The organism is Microbulbifer magnicolonia, from assembly GCF_035117725.1.
GTDB classification, from domain to species: Bacteria; Pseudomonadota; Gammaproteobacteria; order Pseudomonadales; family Cellvibrionaceae; genus Microbulbifer; species Microbulbifer magnicolonia.
The window spans coordinates 1,904,782-1,927,013 of sequence record NZ_JAYEFD010000001.1; the positions used below are offsets into that span (position 1 = coordinate 1,904,782).

A 22,232-nucleotide genomic window follows, 5' to 3' on the forward strand; every position below is an offset into this window, starting at 1 on the left:
CCTATGGCGAACCAGCACCAATTACTGTATAAATAACCACTAATCGGCGCCCTGCGCCTCCAGATAAGAAGGCCACAGTTTCTATGTTGCTGCACCTGTCTATCAGCCAATTCACCCTGGTGGACCAGCTGGAGCTGGAATTCGGTCCCGGCACCAGCACCCTGACCGGCGAGACCGGCGCCGGCAAGTCCATCACCCTCGACGCCCTGGGGCTGGCCCTCGGCGATCGCGGCAATGCCGAGCTGGTGCGGGCCGGCGCCAACCGCGCCGACATCAGCGCCACCTTCGATATCGGCGACCACCCGTCCGCAGCGGTCTGGCTGGAGGAGCAGGAGCTGGACGCCGGACAAGAGGTGATCCTGCGCCGCACCATCGGCGCCGACGGCCGCTCGCGGGCCTATATCAATGGCCAGCCGGTAACCCTGCTGCAGCTGCGCGCCCTGGGCGAACAGCTGATCGACATCCACAGCCAGCACGAGCACCAGTCGCTGCTGAAGAAAGACACCCACCGCCGCCTGCTGGACGAGTTCGCCCGGGCCCAGGAGCTGGCCGCCGAGACCCGCATCCATTTCAAGACCTGGCAGGATCAGCACCGCCGCTATCGCGCCCTGGCCGACAGCGCCGAGGAGACCGAGGCGCGGCGCCAGCTGCTGCAATACCAGCTGGAGGAGCTGGAGCAGCTGAATCTGCAGCCGGGCGAATTAGAGGAACTGGAGAGCGAGCAGCGCCAGCTGGCCAACGCCGGACAGATACTGAGCGGCAGCTACCAGCTGGGCGCACTGCTCGCCGGTGGCGAAGGGGATATCGCCGAACAGCTGCACCGCGCCTTGCAGCTGCTGTCGGCCATGCCCGAGCAGTCGCCGGCACTGGCGGAAGTGGCGCAGATGCTGGACAGCGCGCGCATCCAGGTCGACGAGGCGGCGAGCACCCTGTCGCGCTATATCGACCGCTTCGAGATGGATCCCGAGCGCTTGGCCGAGGTGGAGGAGCGCCTCAGCGCCATCTACCAGGCGGCGCGCAAACACCGGGTGCAGCCCGATGAGCTGCCGCAATTGCAGCAGCAACTGCAGGCCGAGCTGGACGAGATAGGCGCGCCGGATGCGCTGGACAAGCTCGCCGCCACCTGCGATAAGCTGGAGGCGCTGTACCGCGCAACGGCGGGCAAGTTGAGCGAGTTGCGGGAAAAGGCGGCGGCCGAACTGGCCGCGGCGGTGAACAGCCAGCTGGCGGAGCTGGCCATGCCCCACGCGCGGGTGGAACTGGCGCTGCAGCCGCAGGACAAGCCGGCCTCCAGCGGCCTCGAGGAAGTGGAAATCCTGATCTCCACCAACCCGGGTCAGCCGCCGCGCTCACTCGGCAAGATTGCATCCGGCGGCGAACTGTCGCGGGTGAGCCTGGCGATCCAGGTGGTCACCGCGCAGACCTCGCGCACCCCGACGCTGGTATTCGACGAGGTGGATGTGGGTATCGGCGGCGCCACCGGCGACGTGGTCGGGCGCTTGCTGCGCCAGCTCGGCGAGACGCGCAACGGCCGCTGCGGCCAGGTCATCTGCGTGACGCACCTGGCCCAGGTGGCGGCACGGGCGCACCGGCAATACCTGGTGGAGAAATACAGTGACGGCGATGCCGCTTTCGTCTCCCTGCGGGAACTGCAGGACGGCGAACGCCGCGAGGAAATCGCACGGATGCTCGGCGGCGGCACCAGCGCCCAGTCCCTGGCCCATGCCGAAGAAATGCTGACGCGCAGTTAGCAAGCCCTAAACGCGGCAGCCAATCACACCGCCGGAGCCCGGCGCCGCGGTCAAGCAGACTCACGGTTCACGAATTGTGTGGGGAATTGACGCGAATAGGCCGAAAATGACCGAGTACTGCTGGCAAAGTCACCCTATACTCCAGCGCCTTTGGTTATTGCGGCCCGATTCATGCAACGAACGATTTTCAACACCCCCATTGTGACCCCACTGCTGCGCCAGCTCGCCAGGCTGCTGCTGAAGCTCCACGGCTGGCGCGTGGTCTGCGATCAACAGGCGCTGAAACTGAAAAAATACGTGCTGCTGGGGGCGCCCCACACCTCTAACTGGGATGGCTATTACTTCATTCTCACCGCCCTCAAGCTCAAACTGACCCCGCAGTGGATGGGCAAGGACAAGCTGTTCAAGTTTCCGCTCGGGGCCACCATGCGCTGGTTCGGCGGTATCGCGGTGGACCGCAGCAAGGCCAACAACCTGGTGGAGGCGACGGTGAACCAGTTCAATGCGAGCGAGGGACTGATTATCGCGGTGCCACCGGAGGGGACGCGCAGCAGAGCGGAACGCTGGAAAACCGGCTTCTATCACATAGCGCGCGGCGCTTCGGTGCCGGTCGTCTGTGGCTTTATCAATTTCCCGAAGAAGGAAGTGGGACTGGGCCCGGTACTGGAGATGGGCGAGAACCTGACAGCCGAGCTGGCCAGATTCCGGAATTTTTACGCGGACAAGATCGGCAAGTACCCGGAGCGCTACACGCCACCGGCCTGATCCGCCGACGAGCGGTTCGGCGGGCGGGCCCGGGGCCCGCCCATGGTTATTCGGGAATTTATTTCCCTTTTTTCTTCACGTAGAGCACCAGGCTGTGCCCGGTCAGCTCATAGCCGTGCTCCTCGGCGATCTGTCTCTGCAGCTTTTCAATCTGCTCGTTGTGGAACTCGATCACCTTGCCAGTATCGGTACACACCATATGGTCGTGGTGGTCGCCGCGATCCAGCTCGAACACCGAGTGGCCGCCATCGAAGTTGTGGCGCATTACCAGGCCCGCACTCTCGAACTGGGTCAGCACCCGGTAAACGGTCGCCAGGCCGACGTCCTCGCCCGCCTCCAGCAGCATTTTATAGACATCTTCCGCACTCAGATGCTGCTCGCTGGCACCTTCCAGCAGCTGCAGTATCTTGACTCGGGGCAATGTGACTTTGAGGCCGGCCTTGCGCAGTTCCTGATTTTCGTTAGACATGAATAAATTTTTCCCGGCAGGGTTCTCTAGTTTTTCTGGAGTAATCGATCGTTCGCCACCCGGACCACAGCCCGGCCCAGACTCCGCATGCGCGTCTGTCAGCGGGCGAACACTTCGGGTATTATCCCATGCCCAACGGAGTCAGCGGAACCCCGGGCACTCCGGGCCACCCGAGAGGCGGACAGATCGCCAGCAGGCGGGAACTTTCCCGGCCCGCCGGCGCCTATTCTGTTTAACCGTAAACAATCGGCCGACGACCGCCGCGTGCCAGGGTCGAGCCACCGCTGTCCGACAACGCATAATGGAGCAATGAATGCCGTCTAGCCTGAGAATTCTCGCCATCGCGGGCCTGTGTGCCCTGCTCGGTGCCTGTAGTATGTTCAAGTTCCCCGGGGTGCACCGTATCGAAGTGCAGCAGGGCAACATCATTACCCAGGAAATGGTCGACCAGTTGAAACCGGGCATGACCCGCCGCCAGGTGCGTTTCGTACTGGGCACACCGCTGCTGGAGGACACCTTCAAACCGAATCGCTGGGACTACGTCAATCGTGTGCGGGATCCCCAGGGCGAAGTCAGCCAGAAGCGCTTTACCGTCTACTTCAACGGCGACATCCTGATCGCCACCAGCGGCGACTGGCAGCCGGCGGGCTGGCCGTAACGCAGCAGTTGGTGGCCTGCCAGACTGCGCCCGAAGCTACGCCTTGTCTGCGCGCCGCCTGGCTTTCTCCGCGCGCTGCTTGCGCGCCTCCTTGGGGTCGGCAATCAGCGGCCGGTAGACCTCCACCCTGTCCCCCGGCTGCAACACATACTGATTCGCCGGGGCCAGCCCCTTGGTGCCGAGGGCCTGACCGAAAATCCCCAGCTTGGCCGTGGCCGGATCCACCTCGGGGTACTCTTCCGGAATGCCCGAGCGCACCAGCGCTTCCAGCGCGGTGGTGCCCGGCTGTACCAGCAGGCGCATCAGCCGCTGTTCGTGGGGCAGCGCATAGACCACTTCCACGGCGATTGTTTTGATATCTGTCATCTGGGCTTCCCGTTCTGTTCCCCGTATACCTGCTCGGCGCGCGCGCACATGACACCCACCATCTGGTTGGCGAGATCGCTGAACAGCTTGCCGGCGGCAGCGGCAATCAGACGGCTCTTCAGGCGAAACGACAGCGAAAAGGTCACCTTGCAGGCATCCTCCGCCAGCGGCGTAAACTGCCAGCGACCGGTAAACGCCTCGAAGGGGCCGTCCACCAGGGTCAGCGTCATACGCTCCGGGCGCTCCAGCCGATTGCGCGTCACGAAGCTCTGGCGGATACCGGCGCGCGCCAGCTCGAGGCGCGCCTCGAGCGTGTGCTCATCGCTGTACAATATTTCGGCGCCGCGGCACCCCGGCAAAAACTGCGGATAGCTGGCCACGTCGTTGACCAGGTCAAACATCTGCTCCGCACTGTGCATTACCAGCGCGCTGCGCTCAATTTCCGTCATTCCTGCTATTCCCATACTACGAGCGGGCAATTTTGCCAGTCGGCGCTACTCAAGCAAGGCAATTCCTGCAACAATCGCGGTTTTAACTGGCCGGTCGCGCAGCGCCCGCGCCGGAAAAACACCATCGACAAGCACGTCTGACAAAAATAATAGCGAGAATACTATGTCCGCAGTGAGAGAGCATTTTGGATCGCGGCTGGGCTTTATCCTGGCCGCTGCGGGTTCCGCCGTGGGGATCGGCAACCTGGTGGCATTTCCGGTGGCCGCCACCAAGAGCGGCGGCGGCGCTTTCCTGCTGGTCTATGCGATCTTCGTCTTCTTTATCTGCCTGCCGGTCATGATGGCCGAACTGGCACTGGGCCGCAGGTCCGACAAGGACCCGGTGGGCGCCTACCGCCAGCTCTCCGGCGGCTCCAGGTTCTGGCGCATTCCCGGCTGGATGGCGCTGATCACGCCGTTCATGATCGCGGTCTTCTATCTGGTGGTTACCGTTTGGGTGCTCGGCTACCTGGTGGAGACCCTGCGCGGCAACCTGGACCAGCTCACCACCGAGGCCCACTTCGGCCAGTTCATCAATTCGCCGGTCGTGTTCTTCTATCTGGTGGTGCTGATGCTCGGGATCAACGGCATCCTCGCCATGGGCGTAAAGGACGGTATCGAGCGTGCGGCAAAGACCCTGATGCCGATGCTGTTTGTGATGCTGCTGGGGCTGGTGTTTTTCGTGCTCACCCGTGAAAACGCGGTGCTTGGGATCAAATATTACCTGGTGCCCGACTTCTCCAAACTGGACGCCAGAGTAGTGAACAATGCCATGGCACAGGCATTTTTCTCGCTGTCCCTGGGTATGGGCATCATGATCACTTACGGCTCCTACATGAAAAAGCAGGATTCAATCCCCGGCTCAGCGAGGGCAGTGGCCATTACCGACACCCTGGTTGCATTCACTGCGGGACTGCTGATACTGCCCAGTGTCTTCCACTTCAATCCGCAGATAGACACCGCCACCCTCAGTGACTCGTCCGCCGGTATGATCTTCCTGTTCCTGCCGAAGATTTTCCTCGCCCTGCAGGACAGTGTCGGCTATTTCGGCGCCAGCACCGTCGCGGCGATTTTCTTCTTCCTGGTGCTGGTCGCCGCGATCACATCGCTCGTATCCATTATCGAGGTGCCGCTCGCCACTCTGCGCGATGAGCGCGGCATGGACCGCAAGAAGGCGATCTATACCGTGGCCGCGATCCAGGTTGTGCTGGCCATCGGCTGTGCCATGTCTTTCGGCATGGCGGACTGGCTGACGTCCTTCGTCCCGGTTGCCGGCAAGAGCCTTTCTTTCTTTGATCTGGTAGAGCTGATCTTTTATTCTACGGTCCTGCCACTGAACGGCCTGCTGGTATGTCTGTTCGTGATCTACAAGTGGAAGAAGGCCAACTTCGATCAGGAACTGCAGGTAGGTGACCCCGCCTTCGCCGGTTCGATCTCACAGAAATATATCAATTTCTCCCTGGGGACATTTATCCCCCTGATCCTGTTGGTCGTCTTCATCATTACGGTGGCAGACAAGTACTTCGGGTACAGTTTCTTCTAAATTAGGCATCAGTTGTATTTATGGCCAAAAAGAAAAATGCCCAGTCTTCCAGCACCATTGCCCTGAACAAGAAGGCCCGTCACGACTACTTCATCGAGGAGAAGTTCGAGGCGGGCGTGGAGCTGCAGGGCTGGGAAGTGAAGAGCTGCCGCGAGGGCAAGGCCCAACTTACCGACAGCTACGTCATTTTCAAGAATGGCGAGGCCTGGCTGCTGGGCGCGCGCATACAGCCGCTGCCCAGCGCCTCGACCCACTTTGTCACCGAGCCGGATCGCACCCGCCGCCTGCTGCTCAACAAGCGCGAGCTGTCGAAGCTGATCGCCGCCGTGGAACAGAAGGGGCACACCGTCGTGGCCACGGCGCTCTACTGGAAAAAGCATTTGATCAAGTGCGAGATTGCGCTGGCGAAGGGCAAGGCTAAGCACGACAAGCGCGAGACCGAAAAGGCACGCGACTGGGACCGCGAGAAACAGCGCCTGATGCGCACCGACCACAAATAGCGCATCGTCAGTTCACAGAAGACGCAGAAGAATAATTACAGGATTTATCATGAGTGCACCGCGAGGACAATTCAGCTCCAATATCGGCTTCCTGATGGCCGCGGCGGGTTCCGCTGTGGGCCTGGGCAATATCTGGGGCTTTCCCACTAAGGCTGCCGGCAACGGCGGTGCCGCCTTTGTGGTGGTCTACCTGCTGCTGGCCTTTATGCTCGCCTACCCTGCACTGATGGCAGAACTCACCATCGGCCGCCACGCGCGCCGCAACATGGTGCAGGCGCTGCGCGGGATTTCCACCGGTCCCGCGAGTCGCTTTTTCGGCAGCCTGGCCGGCTTCGGCGGCATATTGGTCGCCTCGCTGATTCTCAGCTTCTATGCCATCGTGGCCGGCTGGATGGTCGCCTACCTGGCGGAGCCCTTCGCCAGCCTGTTCGGCGCCGGCGGCGCGGTAGACTGGCTCACCGGCAACAGTGTCGGGCGCAACCTCACTTTCACCGCGATCTTCAGCGGCATGACCATGCTGATCATCGCCAGCGGCGTGGAGAAGGGCATCGAGCGCTGGTCCACCCTGCTGATGCCGGCACTGATCATTCTGCTGTTTCTGCTGATTGCCTATGTGCTGACCCAGCCGGGCGCCCTGACCGGCCTCGAGGTCTACCTGATGCCGGACTTCAGCCAGTTTTCACCACAGCTGCTGATCTCCGCCATGGGCCAGGCCTTCTTCTCCCTGTCGCTCGGTGTCGGCACCATGCTGATCTACGGCTCCTACCTGAGCCAGCAGGAAAGCCTGCCGCGCCTGGGCGCACTGGTGACGCTGATCGACGTCGGCATCGCCTTCACCGCCGGCCTGCTCATCCTGCCCGCCATGTACGTGGCCCAGGAAGCGGGCACCCAGATTTTCTCCGCCGGCGGCGAGCTGATCGCCGGTCCGGACCTGATACTGCAGGTACTGCCCGCCCTGTTCGACACCATGGGCACCGCCGGCTTGTTCGTGGCCATCGCCTTCTTCGCGCTAATGGTGATCGCCTCCCTGACCTCCTCCATCTCCATGCTGGAGGTGCCGGTGGCCTTCTCCATCGAGAACCTGGGCGTGCCCCGCCGGATCGCGACTCCGCTGGTCGGCTTGGTCATCTTCGCCATCAGCAGCCTCATCATCGTCAACTTCGACAGCCTGTTCGGACTGGTGGTCAGCATCAGCACCGAATACGGACAGCCCCTGCTCGGCGTGGCCCTGTGCATCTTCGCCGGCTGGATCTGGCGCCGGGACCAGCTGCTGACAGAGCTGCAGAAAGGCCACCCGGGTATCGAGCGGACCCTGTTCTGGAAGATCTGGCCCTGGTATGTGCGCATCGTCTGCCCGCTGCTGATACTGGCGGCGTTCGCCCAGTCAATTCTGTAAATGACTGGCGGGACAATTACGGACAGCCGAAACGTATTGTTAAGGGGCCGTTTCAGGTATAATTGAGTGACACGAGAGTGTTCTTATCGGGGATGACTTGGATTCGACGCCGGTAACGAAACCTTGGGTGCATGCCGTGATGGCAGCCAGTCACGTAAATCCAAAGCTGCATTTTATTAGTTGCCAACGACGACAACTACGGTGCCCAACTGGCTGCGTAAGCAGCCCGTGAAGCACTACTAAGGGTTCGCCCTTAGCGGCCTTCAGCAAGGTTCCAGTACCGCGCTGCAGGCTGTTATACAGAACTGGATCGTCCTGAAACGTGCCTGACGTGGATGGCCTAAAACTTATTCAGGCTCGCTTGTTACGTCCTGCCCATCGGGCTGTAACGGGCTAAATCAATAGATGGAACTAAGCATGTAGAGCCTCTGGCAGAGTGCTGACGGACGCGGGTTCAACTCCCGCCATCTCCACCAAATAACTGTCTCAGACAGACTCAAAAAGCCTCGAAAGCCCAGTGTTTTCGGGGCTTTTGTGTATCTGGACCATCTAAGTTAGTCTAATACAACCCGTCCAAATCTAACCCAAGCTGGCCGGGTTTATGGACGGGTTGAGCCCACCGCTACCGTCCAACCCGTCCAAACCCAGCTAGAAAGGCGCAGCCATGCCGCTGTCAGACACCAAGATACGGGCACTCAAGCCCCGTGACCGGAAGTACATCGAGGCCGACGAGAAAGGATTGGCTATCGAGGTCACCCCTACCGGATCCAAGCGCTGGGTATTCCGATTCCGCCTCCACGGTAAACGGCCAGAGATGGCACTGGGGCTTTACCCTGACGTTCCTCTCAAGCGGGCAAGAGAGCTTCGAGATGAGGCCCGCAGGTATGTCGCTGAGGGTATAGATCCCCGCGACATTAAACGAACTCGTAAAGAATCCGCCCTGGAAGCCAACCGCAACAGCTTTGCCGCTGTCGCCGAAGAGTGGTTCGCAGCGAAAATGGCGCACCTATCAAAGTCCTCCAAAGACCGCGCACACCTCGCGCTGAGCCGCGACCTGAACCCCTATCTAGGTAAGCGCCCTATTTCGGAAGTTACACCTCCGGAAGTGCTGCGCTGCCTGCGCCGGATCGAAAGCCGGGGGACACAGGAAACCGCCCACAGAGTGAAACGGGTAGCGAGCCAGGTATTTCGGTTTGCTGTCGCCACCGGCAAAGCCGACCGCGACCCGACTACAGACCTGACCGGTGCCCTCACTCCCACCAAGAAAAAACACTTGGCAGCAATAACTGAGCCCACGGAAGTTGGCTGCCTGATGGTTGCCATAGACGGGTATCAGGGCACTCCAGTAGTGAGAACCGCCCTCAAGCTATCCCCGCTGCTGTTCTGTCGGCCAGGAGAACTGCGCAAGCTAGAATGGTCAGAAATCAATTGGGAAGACTGCCAGATAGAGTTGCCAGGCGAGAAAATGAAAATGGGTGAGCCGCACATCATCCCGCTCGCCGAGCAAGCGCTAGAGCTATTACGAGAGCTAGAACCACTGACAGGATGCGGGATTTACGTGTTCCCATCTGCCCGAGGCAGGAGCCGCCCTTTATCCGATAACGGTGTCAGAACGGCTCTGAGATCACTTGGCTACGACAATGAAACCATGACCGCCCATGGATTTCGCGCAATGGCGAGAACGTTGCTAGATGAAGCTCTGGGCTTTCGAGTGGAATATATTGAACAGCAGCTAGCGCATGAGGTTAAAGACCCCCTGGGGCGTGCATACAACCGCACCAAGCACTTAGCGCAACGACGCGACATGATGCAAAAGTGGGCAAACTATCTGGACAACCTCAAAGCGCAGGCAACTGCCAACAATGTAGTCTCCGCTATTTTTGCCCACGATAGGGCCAAGCAACGCAGCTCAATTAACAACCAATAAAAACCAACAAATTGAGTCCATGGAAGTCTACCCACCAATCGACGCCAATACATGGCATGACGACGGGGTGGCGCCACCTGGAAAACTGAAAAAGCATCGCACCTCAGAGTTTTTATCTGAGAAGGGTTCGATTTTCGCTATTTAACTCCAATTCATGCCCGGCAGATTGAACTTTTGCACGAACACTATAGGATCAAATTAGATGAGTGGAGATCCGCCCGGACTCTGAATTAAACATCAGCGACGCGAACACTTCACCAAGTACACCCAAACCCGCTTCGAGCGGGTTTTTTTGTGTCCGAAATTCAGCCCCCGAACCCGCCTAGTGCGGGTTTTTTTGTGTCCGAAATTCATCAACCCGATGCTGCTCTGAGCGGCTTTATCTATCCAGTTGCCGGTACAGCACCGACCCTTGCTAACAACAGGAGAAGCCAAATATGGCCAACACAAATAGCAACGCAATCAACCCAGACGCACTCTATAGAGCAGCCTCCTGCGCTCAAATTTTCTCCGTAGGAAAAAGCACATGGTGGAAGTGGGTAGCCGACGGGCGAATCAAACGCGGTCACAGAATTGGAGCGCGCACTACGGTTTGGGAAGGCTCCTACCTCATTGAAATCCGACAAAAGCTGATCTCAGAGACACAAGTGTAGAGGTGTTTCGATGGACGAGATCAAAGCTGCCACGGTACAGAGCTACCCCCAGTCAACAGATGACCCAGTAACCAATAGCCCCGCTAGGTGGCTCGGCTTCACACACCGCCAACGGCGGACACTAACGGCCCTCTTAAAATGCCCTCACAGCCGCGAAGAGCTGGACACTGCAGCCTGCACCAGCAACGTACCAGATGTGGTAGCTCAACTCAGGCGCCGCGGCTTCGAAATCCCCTGCAAAATGGTCAAGCATGTAGACCGTGACGGCATACCAGGACGCCACGGGCTCTATTCACTCTCTGACACAGCCAGAGAGCATTTAGAAGCCGTGATAAGAACTGCCTTGAACTCGATACATGCCAAAAGGCTTTCGCCGCCCTCACGATTGGGGACCGACTGTGAGTTTTAACGCCATAACATGGGCGATCAACCGCCGCACCCGAACCACAACTGCAAAGTTAGTTCTTATTGCACTAGCTGACTGCCACAACGGTAAAAGCGGCCAGTGCAACCCGGGCAACACCCGACTCGCCAACATTGCACAATGCTCCAAGCGAACCGTTGTCAAAGCTATCGAAGAATTGATATCGCACGGACTCATTTCTGCCCAAAAATCCAATGGACGCCGCACAAATTACATACTGCATTTTGGAGAAAAGCAGCGCGATAGTTTCACCAGTGAGAATAATGCACCGGTGAATCTTGCAACCGAGCCGGTGAAGTCTGTGACACCAACCGGTGAAGTTAGTGACTCTCCCTTCTCTATAGAACCAGGAAGAACCAGTAATAGAACTAGTGCAACACCTTCAGACTCGCCCTCAACCTCAAAACGAGGTACTCGCCTGACCGAAAACTGGACTCTCACTGATGAATTTCGTCAGGCTGCCATGCAGGTACGACCAGACCTGTCCGGTCATATCGATGAAATCGCGGACAACTTTCGCGACTACTGGGTATCAGCTACCGGTAGCAAATCCACCAAGCTTAATTGGCTTGCCACATGGCGAGTGTGGGTGAGAAACGAGAAGAAAATCTACTCGCAAGTTAAAACGGCTCAGGAAAGACGCTCAGAGCGCGCCTCTGCCACATACGATTACGACAGAGCGATCAAGTTTTAGGAGAATAATATGAAACCAATTAGCACAATCCTGCGGACTTCAACTCAGCTCAAATCACCCATGGGCTCCTCCGAACTTAAAGAGCGTGAAAGAGATGTAGTTGCCTACTTTTTCCTCCGACTACGAATGATAAATGGCGAGCAATTTGACCGACTATTTCCAGACGAAAGAACCGAGGCGTTAGCGAAACGAGAATATGCGGCGCACCTCAAAGATTTTAGTCGTGAAGAGATAGATAGAGGCATAGCCGCCTATCATGAGAACCGTCAGTATGGGGTTAACGGATTCCAGTTCTTGGATGTAGACCGGGCAATCGGACTAATCAAAAACAGTGGCCTCATCGAAGGAAACCCCGCACGTATTCACAAGTTATTTGAGCCCCAGGCTCTGCCTGACAAGACTGCAGAGGAGAAATCCCGCCGAGCAGGTGCAAGGGAACTGGAGAAAATGCGAAGTCTCTTCGACACCCCAGATTCCCAAACACCGTCCCACTGAGCCTGAGGCCATGCAGGCCTCCAATCACAGATACTAAAAACCACAATTGGAGCAAACAAAGGCTAAGCACCGCCACAACCCTCACTATTAACATCGCTGCTAAGTTAGTGGTATGAATTCCTGTTGGGCAAACTGCTGTGAGGAGGGGCGGAAAAGCGTCACATTGCGATACCGAGAGGCATGGACCTGTGTATGCCGGTCGCAATAAGAGAGCCCGAACCTGTACAAAAAACACGCAAAAACCACAGAGAGCTATAGGCAATTTGGCATAGCTTTTTGAGTGCATGTTGGGTAGGCTTCAAACGACTTTAGACGACTCTAGCCTTTCAAGCCCGTGCCACTACTATGACCATCGAACCTTGGGTCACCGCCAGCAATGTAGCCCAACACCTGGGCATAGCCAAAGATACTGTCTACCGCTGGCGTGAGCGCAAAGGCTTGCCTGCGCACAAAATAGGCCGGCTGTGGAAGTTTCAGCTTTCGGAGGTAGACGAGTGGGTGCGCGCTGGTGGGGCGGGCGAAGAACAAGAAGTCCAGCAAGGGGGCAATAGCGCATGAGCAAAACCGAAGCACAAACTCGGTCAGAACTCATCGATCAGCAACTTGCCCTGGCGGGTTGGAATGTCAAGGACCCCACTCAGGTTGTAGAGGAATTCGACATTCTTATCGCCTCGTCAGAAGGTGTGATAGAGCCACGCACACCTTACGAGGGCCACCAATTCAGTGATTACGTTCTGCTGGGCAAAGATCGCAAACCAATGGCGGTAATCGAGGCCAAAAAGACCAGCCGCGATGCAGCCATTGGACGTGAGCAGGCGAAGCAGTACTGCTACAACATCCAAAAGCAATTGGGCGGCCACTTACCATTCTGCTTCTACACGAACGGCCACGAACTCTATTTCTGGGATCTGGAAAACTCGCCCCCACGCAAGGTCGTAGGCTTCCCCACGCGCGACGACCTCGAGCGCTTTGCTTACATCCGACGCAATCGCAAATCGCTGACACAGGAGTTCATCAATCCTTCGATTGCCGGGCGAGGCTATCAAATACGTGCCATTCGTGCCGTACTTGAAGGCATCGAACAGAAAAAGCGCGACTTTTTGCTAGTCATGGCCACCGGTACCGGTAAAACACGAACTTGCATTGCCATGGTCGATGCCTTGATGCGTGCTGGCCACGCAGAAAAGGTGCTGTTTCTCGTGGATCGCATTGCTTTGCGCGAACAAGCGCTGGCGGCCTTCAAGGAGCACATGCCCAATGAGCCGCGCTGGCCGAATATCGGTGAAAAGCTCATTGCCACTGACCGCCGTGTGTATGTTGCCACCTACCCGACGATGCTCAATATCATCCGGGATCAGGGGCAACAGCTGTCGCCGCACTTCTTTGACTTCATCGTCGTAGATGAAAGTCACCGCTCGATCTACAACACCTTCGGAGAAGTGCTCGACTACTTCAAGGCCATCACGCTGGGACTGACGGCCACGCCGACCGACATTATCGATCACAACACCTTTGAACTATTTCACTGTGAAGACGGCATCCCCACATTTGCCTATACCTATGAAGAGGCAGTGAACAACGTGCCGCCCTACCTCTGCAACTTCCAGGTCATGAAAATTCAGACCAAGTTTCAGATGGAAGGCATCAGCAAGCGCACCATTTCACTGGAAGACCAGAAAAAACTTATCCTGCAGGGCAAAGAGGTCGAAGACATCAACTTTGAGGGCACCCAGCTTGAAAAGCAGGTAGTCAACAAGGGCACCAACACCCTGATCGTCCGCGAATTCATGGAAGAGTCCATCAAGGATGCCAACGGCGTGCTGCCAGGCAAGACCATTTTCTTCTGCGCCACCAAAGCCCATGCCCGGCGCATGGAAGAAATCTTCGACAAGCTCTACCCGCAATACCACGGCGAACTGGCCAAGGTGCTGGTGTCGGACGATCCGCGCGTCTACGGCAAGGGCGGCCTGCTCGACCAATTCACCAACAACGACATGCCGCGCATCGCCATCAGTGTGGACATGCTCGATACAGGCATCGACGTTCGAGAAATCGTCAACCTCGTATTCGCCAAGCCTGTCTATTCCTATACCAAGTTCTGGCAGATGGTCGGGCGTGGCACACGCCTCTTGGAAACCAGCAAGCCCAAGCCCTGGTGTCTTGAGAAAGACGTCTTTCTGATCCTCGACTGCTGGGACAACTTCGAATACTTCAAGCTCAACCCTAAGGGCAAGGAACTCAAGCCTCAGTTGCCGCTGCCAGTGAGGCTGGTGGGCTTACGCTTGGATAAGATCGAGAAGGCCAAGGACACCGGCCATGCTGACATCGCCAATCGCGAAATCACCAAGCTCCGCCAGCAGATTGCAGCGTTGCCCAATGAATCGGTGGTGATCAAGGAAGCCGCTGCTGCGCTGGCCCGCCTAAATGACGACAACTTCTGGATCAGCCTTAGCCACGCCCAGCTGGAATTCCTGCGCGCCCAAATCAAACCGCTGTTTCGCACCGTTTCCGAGGCAGACTTCAAGGCCATGCGCTTCGAACGCGACTTGCTCGAATACTCTTTGGCCGTGCTAAATGAAGACAAAGAACAAGCCGGAACTCTCAATGAAGGCATCGTCGAACAGATCAGTGAACTACCGCTCTCAGTCGGCTTCGTCAAGCAGGAAGAAGCCTTGATACGCGCCGCACAAAGCAGCCACTACTGGGCCAAGGCCGATGAAGATGCGTTTGATCATCTTGTCGCGAAGCTTGGCCCATTGATGAAATTCCGCGAGCAAATTGCCCGCCAGGAACAAGCCCACCTGGACCTGGCCGATGAGCTGCACAAGAAAGAATGGGTTGAATTCGGTCCGCAGCATGAGGCGGTCAGCATCACCCGCTACCGCGAAATGGTCGAGGCCTTGATTGCCGAGCTGACCGAACACAACCCGGTACTGCAGAAGGTCAAGAACGGCGAAGCGGTGAGCAACGACGAGACCAATGAACTGGCCGAACTGCTGCACGAAGAACACCCGCACATCACCGAAGACCTACTGCGCCAGGTGTACAAGAACCGCAAGGCGCGTTTCATCCAGTTCATCCGCCACATCCTGGGGATAGAACTGCTCAAGAGCTTCCCCGACGAAGTCAGTGCCGCCTTTGACCAATTCATCCGCGCCCACACCACGCTCAGCAGCCGGCAGATGGAGTTTCTCAACCTACTGAAGAACTTCATCATCGAGCGCGAAAAGGTGGAGAAGAAGGACCTGATCAACGCGCCCTTCACGGTCATACACCCGCAAGGCATTCGCGGCGTGTTTAGCCCCGCTGAAATCAACGAAATCCTGCAGCTGACCGAACGGTTGGCTGCCTAAAAAATAAGGCAGACCATGCTACAGAACAACTCCGAACTAAAATCTAAGATCGACCAGCTCTGGAACAAATTCTGGAGCGGTGGCATCAGCAACCCGCTCACTGCCATCGAGCAAATCACCTACTTGCTGTTCATGAAACGGCTCGATGAGCTGGATCAGAAGCGTAAAGCCGATGCCGAATGGACTGGCGAAAACTACACGTCCAAATTTGAAGGCCAATGGATCCCGCCCGAATACCGCAACCAGAGCGAGCCGGAAAAATTCGCCATCGACAAGCGCACACTGCGCTGGAGCGAATTCAAGCGCATGCAGGCCGAGGAGATGTTGCAGCATGTGCAGGGCAAGGTCTTCCCCTTCCTCAAAGACCTCAATGGTGCCGAATCCAATTTCACACACCACATGAAAAACGCCGTATTCATCATCCCAAAAGCGGCCCTGCTGGTGGAAGCGGTGAAAACCATCGACGACATTTTTGCCGTGATGGAGAAGGACTCACAAGAGAAGGGCCAGGCCTTTCAGGACATCCAGGGTGATGTCTATGAATTTTTGCTCTCTGAAATCGCCACCGCCGGCAAGAACGGTCAGTTCCGCACTCCGCGCCACATTATCAAGCTGATGGCCGACCTGGTGCAGCCCCAACTGGGCCATCGCATTGCCGACCCGGCCTGCGGTACCGGCGGCTTTTTGCTCGGCGCCTACCAGTACATCATCACTGAACTGGCAAAGAAAGCCGGAGCCAAAGACCTCGCGCCCGATGAAGACGGTTTTATCCGCACCTCCGTCGCAGCATCGCTGACCGAAAAGGCGCAGGCCATTTTGCAACAAAGCCTTTACGGCTACGATATCGACGCCACGATGGTGCGTCTAGGGCTTATGAACCTGATGATGCACGGCATCGACGAGCCCAACATCGACTATCAGGACACCCTTAGTAAAAGCTACAGCGAAGAATCTGCCTACGACGTAGTGCTGGCCAACCCACCTTTTACAGGCAGCATCGACAAGGGCGATATCAACGAAGCGCTGCAACTTTCCACCACCAAGACTGAGCTACTGTTTGTCGAAAACATCTATCGCCTGCTTAAGAAAGGCGGTACCGCCTGTGTGATCGTACCGCAGGGCGTGCTGTTCAGCTCCGGCAAAGCCTTCAAGGATTTGCGCCAAATCCTGGTGGAACGCTGTGATCTTAAAGCCATTATCACCCTGCCCAGTGGCGTGTTTAAACCCTATGCCGGGGTCAGCACCGCCATTTTGTTGTTTACCAAGGTTTGGGGGGCGAAAGACAAGATCACCAAGCCCGCCACCGAAAACGTCTGGTTTTACGAGATGGTCGCGGATGGCTATTCACTGGACGACAAGCGTAACAAGCAGCAAGGGTATGGCGACCTGCAGGACATTATCAACCAATACCACGCCCGCGATGCGGCGACCGACACCGACCGTACGGCCAAATACTTTATGGTGCCGCGCAGTGAGATTGCTGACGAGAAAAACAACTTCGACCTTTCACTCTCTCGTTACAAAACCGATGTGTTCGAAGAAGTGCACTACGACGCACCGGACGTGATCCTAGACCGGCTGATTCAGGCGGAAGTGGGCAATTTGGATGAGGCGGAACTGGCCAAGCTGCAAAGTGGCATCGTGCGTGATTTACTGGATTTGAAGGGGATGCTGGGATGAGACAGATTCCAATCAGCTTACTTGCGGGTGTCACCGCAGGGCAAGGGGCTCCCAAATCCAGTGAGTTTTCTGACACAGGCATTCCCTTTATTCGTGCTGGAAGCCTAGTGGAATTGATCGCGGGCAAAAGCGAGTTAGACTTCGAGCTTGTGCCTGCTGAAGTGGCGAAGAAGCGAAAGCTGAAACTGTACCCCAAGGGCTCGATTCTTTTTGCTAAAAGCGGCATGTCTGCAACCAAGGATCGCATCTATGTTTTGCAAAACCCGGCCTATGTCGTTAGCCACCTGGCAATCTTAACCCCAAAGGAAAATGTTCACAGGGATTATTTGAGGCTTGCCCTCAAAAAATTTCCACCTTCAAGACTCATCAAAGACTCTGCCTATCCAGCCATCAGCCTTAGTGAGATTCAGCGCTACGAAATTCCGGTTCCAGAAGACATTAACGAGCAAATCCGTATTGCCAACCTGCTCGGCAAAGTGGAAGGGCTGATTGCCCAGCGCAAAAAACACCTACATCAACTCGACGACCTGCTCAAAAGCGTGTTTCTGGAGATGTTTGGCGACCCGGTGCGAAATGAGAAGGGGTGGGACAAGCGTCAGTTCTCCGATCTGCTAGACGATATTGAAAGCGGGAAAAGTCCAAAATGCGAGGCAAGAGAGGCTAACGTCGAAGAATGGGGGGTACTCAAACTCGGCGCCGTAACGCGCTGCAGATTTGATGAGCACGAAAATAAAGCTCTGCCACAAACTGTCGCGCCGGCAGTGCGTAATGAAATAAAAGCTGGGGATTTGCTGTTTAGCAGGAAGAATACCCATGATCTTGTGGCCGCGTGTGCTTATGTATTTAAGACTCGTCCAAAGCTTCTGATGCCGGATCTCATCTTCCGCTTTGCCTTTAAGCGGGACGCAGATGTAAACCCCATTTTCATGTGGAAGTTACTTACCAATGACTCACAGCGCAAAGTGATTCAATCGCTAGCGTCGGGGGCTGCTGGCTCCATGCCAAATATTTCTAAGGCGAACCTAAGATCAGTTTTCTTAGCCATTCCACCCATACGTCTCCAAAACCAATTCGCTACCATCGTCGAAAAGGTCGAAGCCCTCAAATCCCGCTACCAGCAAAACCTAAGCGATCTCGAAGGCCTCTACGGCGCATTGAGCCAGCAGGCTTTCAAAGGTGAGCTGGATTTATCGAGGGTGGCCTTGCCTGCCGCTTACATCGAAGGAGCTAGCCCCATGGCCACGGTTGCGCCTACTCCAATCACCACGCCAGTGATCCATCTCCCCGAAACCGATTTGCTGTTGCCAGCACTGGAAAACCGCGCACAGCTACCGCCCCTGCTACGCTTCTGGCTGGATTCCTATCGCACTCAGTTGGGTAGTACGGTTTTCTCCATCGAAGGCTTCGTCGCTGCCGCGCAATCCCGACTGACCGAACGGCACCCAGACAATGATTTTGAACTATGCGCTGACGATTACGATGTAGTGAAAGCCTGGGTTTTTGAAGCACTTGAATCGGGGCATTTGCGGCAAGAGAGAAACCAAGTTTACTGCGCAATTGAAACCAAAGAGACCGTCCTTGGAAATTCGATAGAGCTAAAATCTGGAGAGCAGATTTGAAGCTGTTGCGCCTCAAGATCACCGACCCCAACGGATTTCGCAGCCTGCCCTGCGGTTTTGAGCACCACTTCCGCACTGAGTGGGGCTTGCAGGACGAGTTGCTGCAACCCAACGACTTTGCGCCCTTCATCTGCGCCGGGCCCAACGGCAGCGGTAAATCCAACCTGCTCGAAGCCTTGGCGGCAATCTTCTATCAACTGGAAGTGCTGCGTGTGCGCCGCAGCTTTCTACCCGAGGCATTGCAAGACGAGGCGCTGGATGTATCGCCCGTCGCTTTTGAGCTGGATTACCTGATTCGCGTGCCCGCTGAGTACCGCGGCCCCGATAACCCGCAGTGGGCGAAAGTGGGCATACACAAGAACGCCGGCGAATCAGTGCGCTTTCTGTGGGAAAACCAGAGCGAATTCAGCACGGATGTGTCTGAAACCTTCAAGGGCAGCCACGTCGACAACCTGCTGCCACAGTACGTGCTGGGTTATTCGTCGGGCGAGAACGAAATCCTCAGCCTGCCCTTCTTCAAGATGCGTTTCGTGCAGTTCGACGAATACAGGAATGCACTGACCCGGCAACTCAGCTACTCCGGCCACCCGGAGACACGGCTGGCCTATTTGGACAATAGCTTCAGTCAGGCCATCCTGCTGTGCAATCTGCTGTTTCAGGACGAAGCTACCTTGCAGCCCTTCCACGAAGATGTGGGTATCGAAGCCCTGAGGGAATTCCGGATCATCCTGCGCCGCAGCATCGAACTGCAGCCGGAGCAATTGGCCGCCTTCGCCAGCGAAGACGATAATGCGCGGCAGTCGCTGGAGGATATTGTCAAGAGTAACCCCGCTTTGTACGCCGAGAGCGACGATTTGGGCAACACCCGCTATCGCCTGAATTTGCTTCAGCTGCTGGAGGGTGACGAGAAGTCCTCGCTGGTGGTGAGCGCCCTCAAGCGTTGTGCCACCTTAATTTACCTTGACGACGCTAACGATTCGCTGGTGCTCGATTACTGGGTGAATGATGCTACCCAGCAAGCATTCCGCGAAAACTTCGATGGTTCGGCGCTGGCACTGTTCCAAGCCTTTCAGGTCCTGCTGACACTGAACTTGTATTCGGTCAGTGATGCGCTCAAGGCTGATCTCTATACTTCGACCAGCCACTACGTCAGCGAAACTGTACCAACGCTGGCGTCCGACCAGCGCATCATGCGCTTCAAGTTCGTTTACATCTCCAAGCAGGGCGTGGGTGAGCCAGTGATGCTCAAGGAACTGTCGGACGGCGAGCACCAGTTGCTGCACAGCCTGGGCTTGTGCCTGCTGTTTCGCGACACCAACAGCCTATTTCTACTTGATGAGCCCGAGACGCATTTCAACCCGGACTGGCGCGCCAACTTCATCAGTCGCTTGCGCCAATGCCTGCCGGGGAACGGTGAATGCGCACAGGAAATGCTCGTCACCACCCATACGCCGTTTTTGATCTCTGACAGCAAGCCGGACAAGGTTTTGATGTTTGCCAAGGACGATACTACCGGCGCGGTGAGCTTGAGCCACCCTAACTACAACACACTGGGTGCATCGATCAACAAGATCACGATGAATACCTTCGGCAAACGCGAAACCATCGCCGGCCATGCGCATGCGATACTAAATGAGTTTCGCAGGCGCTTTGAGCATGGCACCGAAGATAAGGATTCATTGATCATGGAAATTCACCAGAAGCTTGGTGACTCCGTAGAAAAGGTGCTGTTGATCAAGGCCATTGACGCTGATGAGCCAGGAAATGGGGAGGTGCAGGGCTGATGCTATTTCCATACACCTATGTACCGCATCAGATGGAGAAAATGCAGGTATTCATCGACTTCATCTTTCATGAAGTATGGTGCAAGGCACCAACAAGTGGCGAATACAGCCTGGACTTATTCGTTCCGAACCCCGAACTGCATGAAGTGATGACTGCTTTCCACTACAACGATAGTATAGGTGCCGAGTTCTTCTCCGGTCATGTGGAGCGTATCTATAGCTTATTTTCGGCGCTGACCGCTACTCAGATCGACCAGTTTCAGCAGTGGTATCAGGGGAACAATGATCTTGAGAAAGTTTGCGCCAATGATCCGGTAACACATCTTGCCCGTTACACCGACATCGCCGTCAATCACGAGGGTCTAGCGGCCGAGCTCGGCACATTCTTCAAGGGCCTGTACTCGCAATCGCTTCTGAGCCTAGCGGCGTTGCGCGACAAGATCGGCAAGATCGACGACCACTACCAGACCTTCGTGCAGACAAACAAGGCTGGGAAGTGCCCATTCTGCGGTATCGGCGATATCAAAGGCACACATCACAGCAAGCGCGAGGCCTACGACCACTACCTGCCCAAGGCGCTGTACCCATTTAACTCGATCAATTTTCGCAATTTGGCGCCCACTTGCCATGAGTGCAATAGCACCTACAAGCTCAAGAAAGACCCTGCACGCAACCCTGCTGGACGACGTAAGGCTTTCTACCCATTCGCATCAGTTACTTACACCATTGATATTCAAGTAGCCTTGCAGCATTTCAATATTGCGAGACTAAAACCCGACGAAGTGCAGATGCAATTCGGTCCCGCTGCTGTCACCGAAGAAATCGAGACTTGGAAGGACGTATACGGCATTGAGGAACGCTACAAAGCCAAATTTTGCGGGGAAAACGACGGCAGATACTGGCTGATCCAAGTGCTTGATGAATGGGAGGATGGGCGAAATCCTGGTGACTTTCTGGCGACCTTGCAGCGCCAGGCAAAACGCCAACCCTATGCAGAATGTAACTTCCTTAAAAAACCGTTTATCGAAGCCTGTCAGAGGCTAGGCTTATTCTCTGATTATCGTCAGTTATCAGAAGCGCTTGAACTAGCTACGCTAGAGAGCGTATAAATCAGTTCCGAGGTGGCCACTTGCCAGGGACCAGTTAATTTCCCACCTGACCCTTGCCCGCCCAATAAGTAGACTGGCGTTGCGGCCCTGTGTAATTACCTCCTAGAGATATCACCCCTCTGCGAGGAGGCGGCGCCTGAGCCACACGCCAAGGAACCTGTACCTCAACCTAAAGGCGATGTGCCCGCGCCTATGTAGGAGGGAGAGACACCCGCCATAGAACCAGGCAGCTTGATTGGATGGACGGGTTTTTTGACGGGTTTTGAAACTTACCAACCATTAACTCCCATATAATCAATAAGTTAGAATACCTTTTCGACTCCCGCCATCCCACCAAATTAAAAAGGCCCGCTACCGCAAGGTAGCGGGCCTTTTTAATTTGGTGACCTGACGCGAGTGGAATGCAAAGTGCAGGGTTCGATCAACGCGCGCAGCGCGTTAAGACAGCCGAAGGCTGCCCCGAAGGGGTGAGGAGCGCAGCGACGAACACTCCCGCCATCAGGGGTACCAGCGCCCCACCCCAGCCCTCTGACGAAGCTAAACACAACTGCACCGGGC

Annotated in this window: 18 protein-coding genes and 1 other RNA gene; 16 read left to right on the forward strand and 3 right to left on the reverse strand. The window is 56.4% G+C overall.

Annotated elements, in window-relative coordinates:
• Positions 1-83 precede the first annotated feature (83 nt).
• Both recN and RRF64_RS08320 read left to right on the forward strand, forming a co-directional pair.
• Positions 84-1,751 (forward strand): DNA repair protein RecN, encoded by a 1,668-nt coding sequence (recN, locus tag RRF64_RS08315; RefSeq protein ID WP_323845368.1) that lies wholly within the window; start codon positions 84-86, stop codon positions 1,749-1,751.
• A gap of 171 nt (positions 1,752-1,922) precedes the next feature.
• A complete protein-coding gene (locus RRF64_RS08320; protein WP_323845369.1) occupies positions 1,923-2,516 on the forward strand; it encodes a 1-acyl-sn-glycerol-3-phosphate acyltransferase in 594 nt (197 codons plus the stop codon).
• A 58-nt stretch (positions 2,517-2,574) separates the two neighbouring features.
• On the opposite strand, the gene fur is transcribed toward RRF64_RS08320, so the two are convergent.
• Positions 2,575-2,985: a ferric iron uptake transcriptional regulator gene (gene fur / locus RRF64_RS08325; protein ID WP_323845370.1), complete on the reverse strand. Its 411-nt coding sequence runs from the start codon at positions 2,983-2,985 to the stop codon at positions 2,575-2,577.
• A gap of 313 nt (positions 2,986-3,298) precedes the next feature.
• On the opposite strand from fur, the gene RRF64_RS08330 reads away from it, so the two are divergent.
• Positions 3,299-3,643, forward strand: a complete 345-nt coding sequence (locus RRF64_RS08330; protein ID WP_323845371.1) for an outer membrane protein assembly factor BamE — start codon at positions 3,299-3,301, stop codon at positions 3,641-3,643.
• A 36-nt stretch (positions 3,644-3,679) separates the two neighbouring features.
• Here RRF64_RS08330 and RRF64_RS08335 read toward each other — a convergent pair whose 3' ends face one another.
• A complete protein-coding gene (locus RRF64_RS08335; protein WP_323845372.1) occupies positions 3,680-4,009 on the reverse strand; it encodes an RnfH family protein in 330 nt (109 codons plus the stop codon).
• On the reverse strand, positions 4,006-4,458 hold the full coding sequence (locus tag RRF64_RS08340; protein WP_323845373.1) for a type II toxin-antitoxin system RatA family toxin: 453 nt from the start codon (positions 4,456-4,458) through the stop codon (positions 4,006-4,008). Before RRF64_RS08340 ends, RRF64_RS08335 begins: the two co-directional genes overlap by 4 nt.
• Positions 4,459-4,621: 163 nt before the next feature.
• On the opposite strand from RRF64_RS08340, the gene RRF64_RS08345 reads away from it, so the two are divergent.
• The 13 genes from RRF64_RS08345 (at position 4,622) to RRF64_RS08405 (ending at position 21,674) form a co-directional block, all read left to right on the forward strand.
• Complete coding sequence (locus RRF64_RS08345; RefSeq protein ID WP_323845374.1) at positions 4,622-6,040, forward strand: sodium-dependent transporter; 1,419 nt, start codon at positions 4,622-4,624, stop codon at positions 6,038-6,040.
• A 20-nt stretch (positions 6,041-6,060) separates the two neighbouring features.
• Positions 6,061-6,540 carry an SsrA-binding protein SmpB gene (smpB, locus tag RRF64_RS08350; protein WP_323845375.1) on the forward strand — a complete coding sequence of 160 codons (480 nt, stop codon included), beginning with the start codon at positions 6,061-6,063 and terminating at the stop codon, positions 6,538-6,540.
• A gap of 49 nt (positions 6,541-6,589) precedes the next feature.
• Positions 6,590-7,936 carry a sodium-dependent transporter gene (locus RRF64_RS08355; protein WP_323845376.1) on the forward strand — a complete coding sequence of 449 codons (1,347 nt, stop codon included), beginning with the start codon at positions 6,590-6,592 and terminating at the stop codon, positions 7,934-7,936.
• Between the two features lie 88 nt (positions 7,937-8,024).
• Positions 8,025-8,412, forward strand: a transfer-messenger RNA (tmRNA) gene (ssrA, locus tag RRF64_RS08360).
• 188 nt (positions 8,413-8,600) lie between these two features.
• The gene (locus tag RRF64_RS08365; RefSeq protein WP_323845377.1) at positions 8,601-9,863 is read left to right on the forward strand and encodes a tyrosine-type recombinase/integrase; all 1,263 of its coding nucleotides are present in this window, start codon (positions 8,601-8,603) and stop codon (positions 9,861-9,863) included.
• A gap of 1,051 nt (positions 9,864-10,914) precedes the next feature.
• The gene (locus tag RRF64_RS08370; RefSeq protein WP_323845378.1) at positions 10,915-11,634 is read left to right on the forward strand and encodes a helix-turn-helix domain-containing protein; all 720 of its coding nucleotides are present in this window, start codon (positions 10,915-10,917) and stop codon (positions 11,632-11,634) included.
• A gap of 9 nt (positions 11,635-11,643) precedes the next feature.
• Positions 11,644-12,129, forward strand: coding sequence for a hypothetical protein (locus RRF64_RS08375; RefSeq protein ID WP_323845379.1), 486 nt, complete (start codon positions 11,644-11,646; stop codon positions 12,127-12,129).
• A gap of 345 nt (positions 12,130-12,474) precedes the next feature.
• On the forward strand, positions 12,475-12,687 hold the full coding sequence (locus RRF64_RS08380) for a helix-turn-helix domain-containing protein (protein WP_323845380.1): 213 nt from the start codon (positions 12,475-12,477) through the stop codon (positions 12,685-12,687).
• On the forward strand, positions 12,684-15,482 hold the full coding sequence (locus RRF64_RS08385; RefSeq protein WP_323845381.1) for a type I restriction endonuclease subunit R: 2,799 nt from the start codon (positions 12,684-12,686) through the stop codon (positions 15,480-15,482). Before RRF64_RS08380 ends, RRF64_RS08385 begins: the two co-directional genes overlap by 4 nt.
• Before the next feature lie 15 nt (positions 15,483-15,497).
• Positions 15,498-17,162 carry a type I restriction-modification system subunit M gene (locus RRF64_RS08390; RefSeq protein ID WP_323845382.1) on the forward strand — a complete coding sequence of 555 codons (1,665 nt, stop codon included), beginning with the start codon at positions 15,498-15,500 and terminating at the stop codon, positions 17,160-17,162.
• On the forward strand, positions 17,159-18,781 hold the full coding sequence (locus tag RRF64_RS08395; RefSeq protein ID WP_323845383.1) for a restriction endonuclease subunit S: 1,623 nt from the start codon (positions 17,159-17,161) through the stop codon (positions 18,779-18,781). The genes RRF64_RS08390 and RRF64_RS08395 overlap by 4 nt, the downstream gene beginning before the upstream one ends.
• Complete coding sequence (locus RRF64_RS08400; protein WP_323845384.1) at positions 18,778-20,565, forward strand: restriction system-associated AAA family ATPase; 1,788 nt, start codon at positions 18,778-18,780, stop codon at positions 20,563-20,565. The genes RRF64_RS08395 and RRF64_RS08400 overlap by 4 nt, the downstream gene beginning before the upstream one ends.
• On the forward strand, positions 20,565-21,674 hold the full coding sequence (locus tag RRF64_RS08405) for an HNH endonuclease (RefSeq protein ID WP_323845385.1): 1,110 nt from the start codon (positions 20,565-20,567) through the stop codon (positions 21,672-21,674). The genes RRF64_RS08400 and RRF64_RS08405 overlap by 1 nt, the downstream gene beginning before the upstream one ends.
• Positions 21,675-22,232 lie beyond the last annotated feature (558 nt).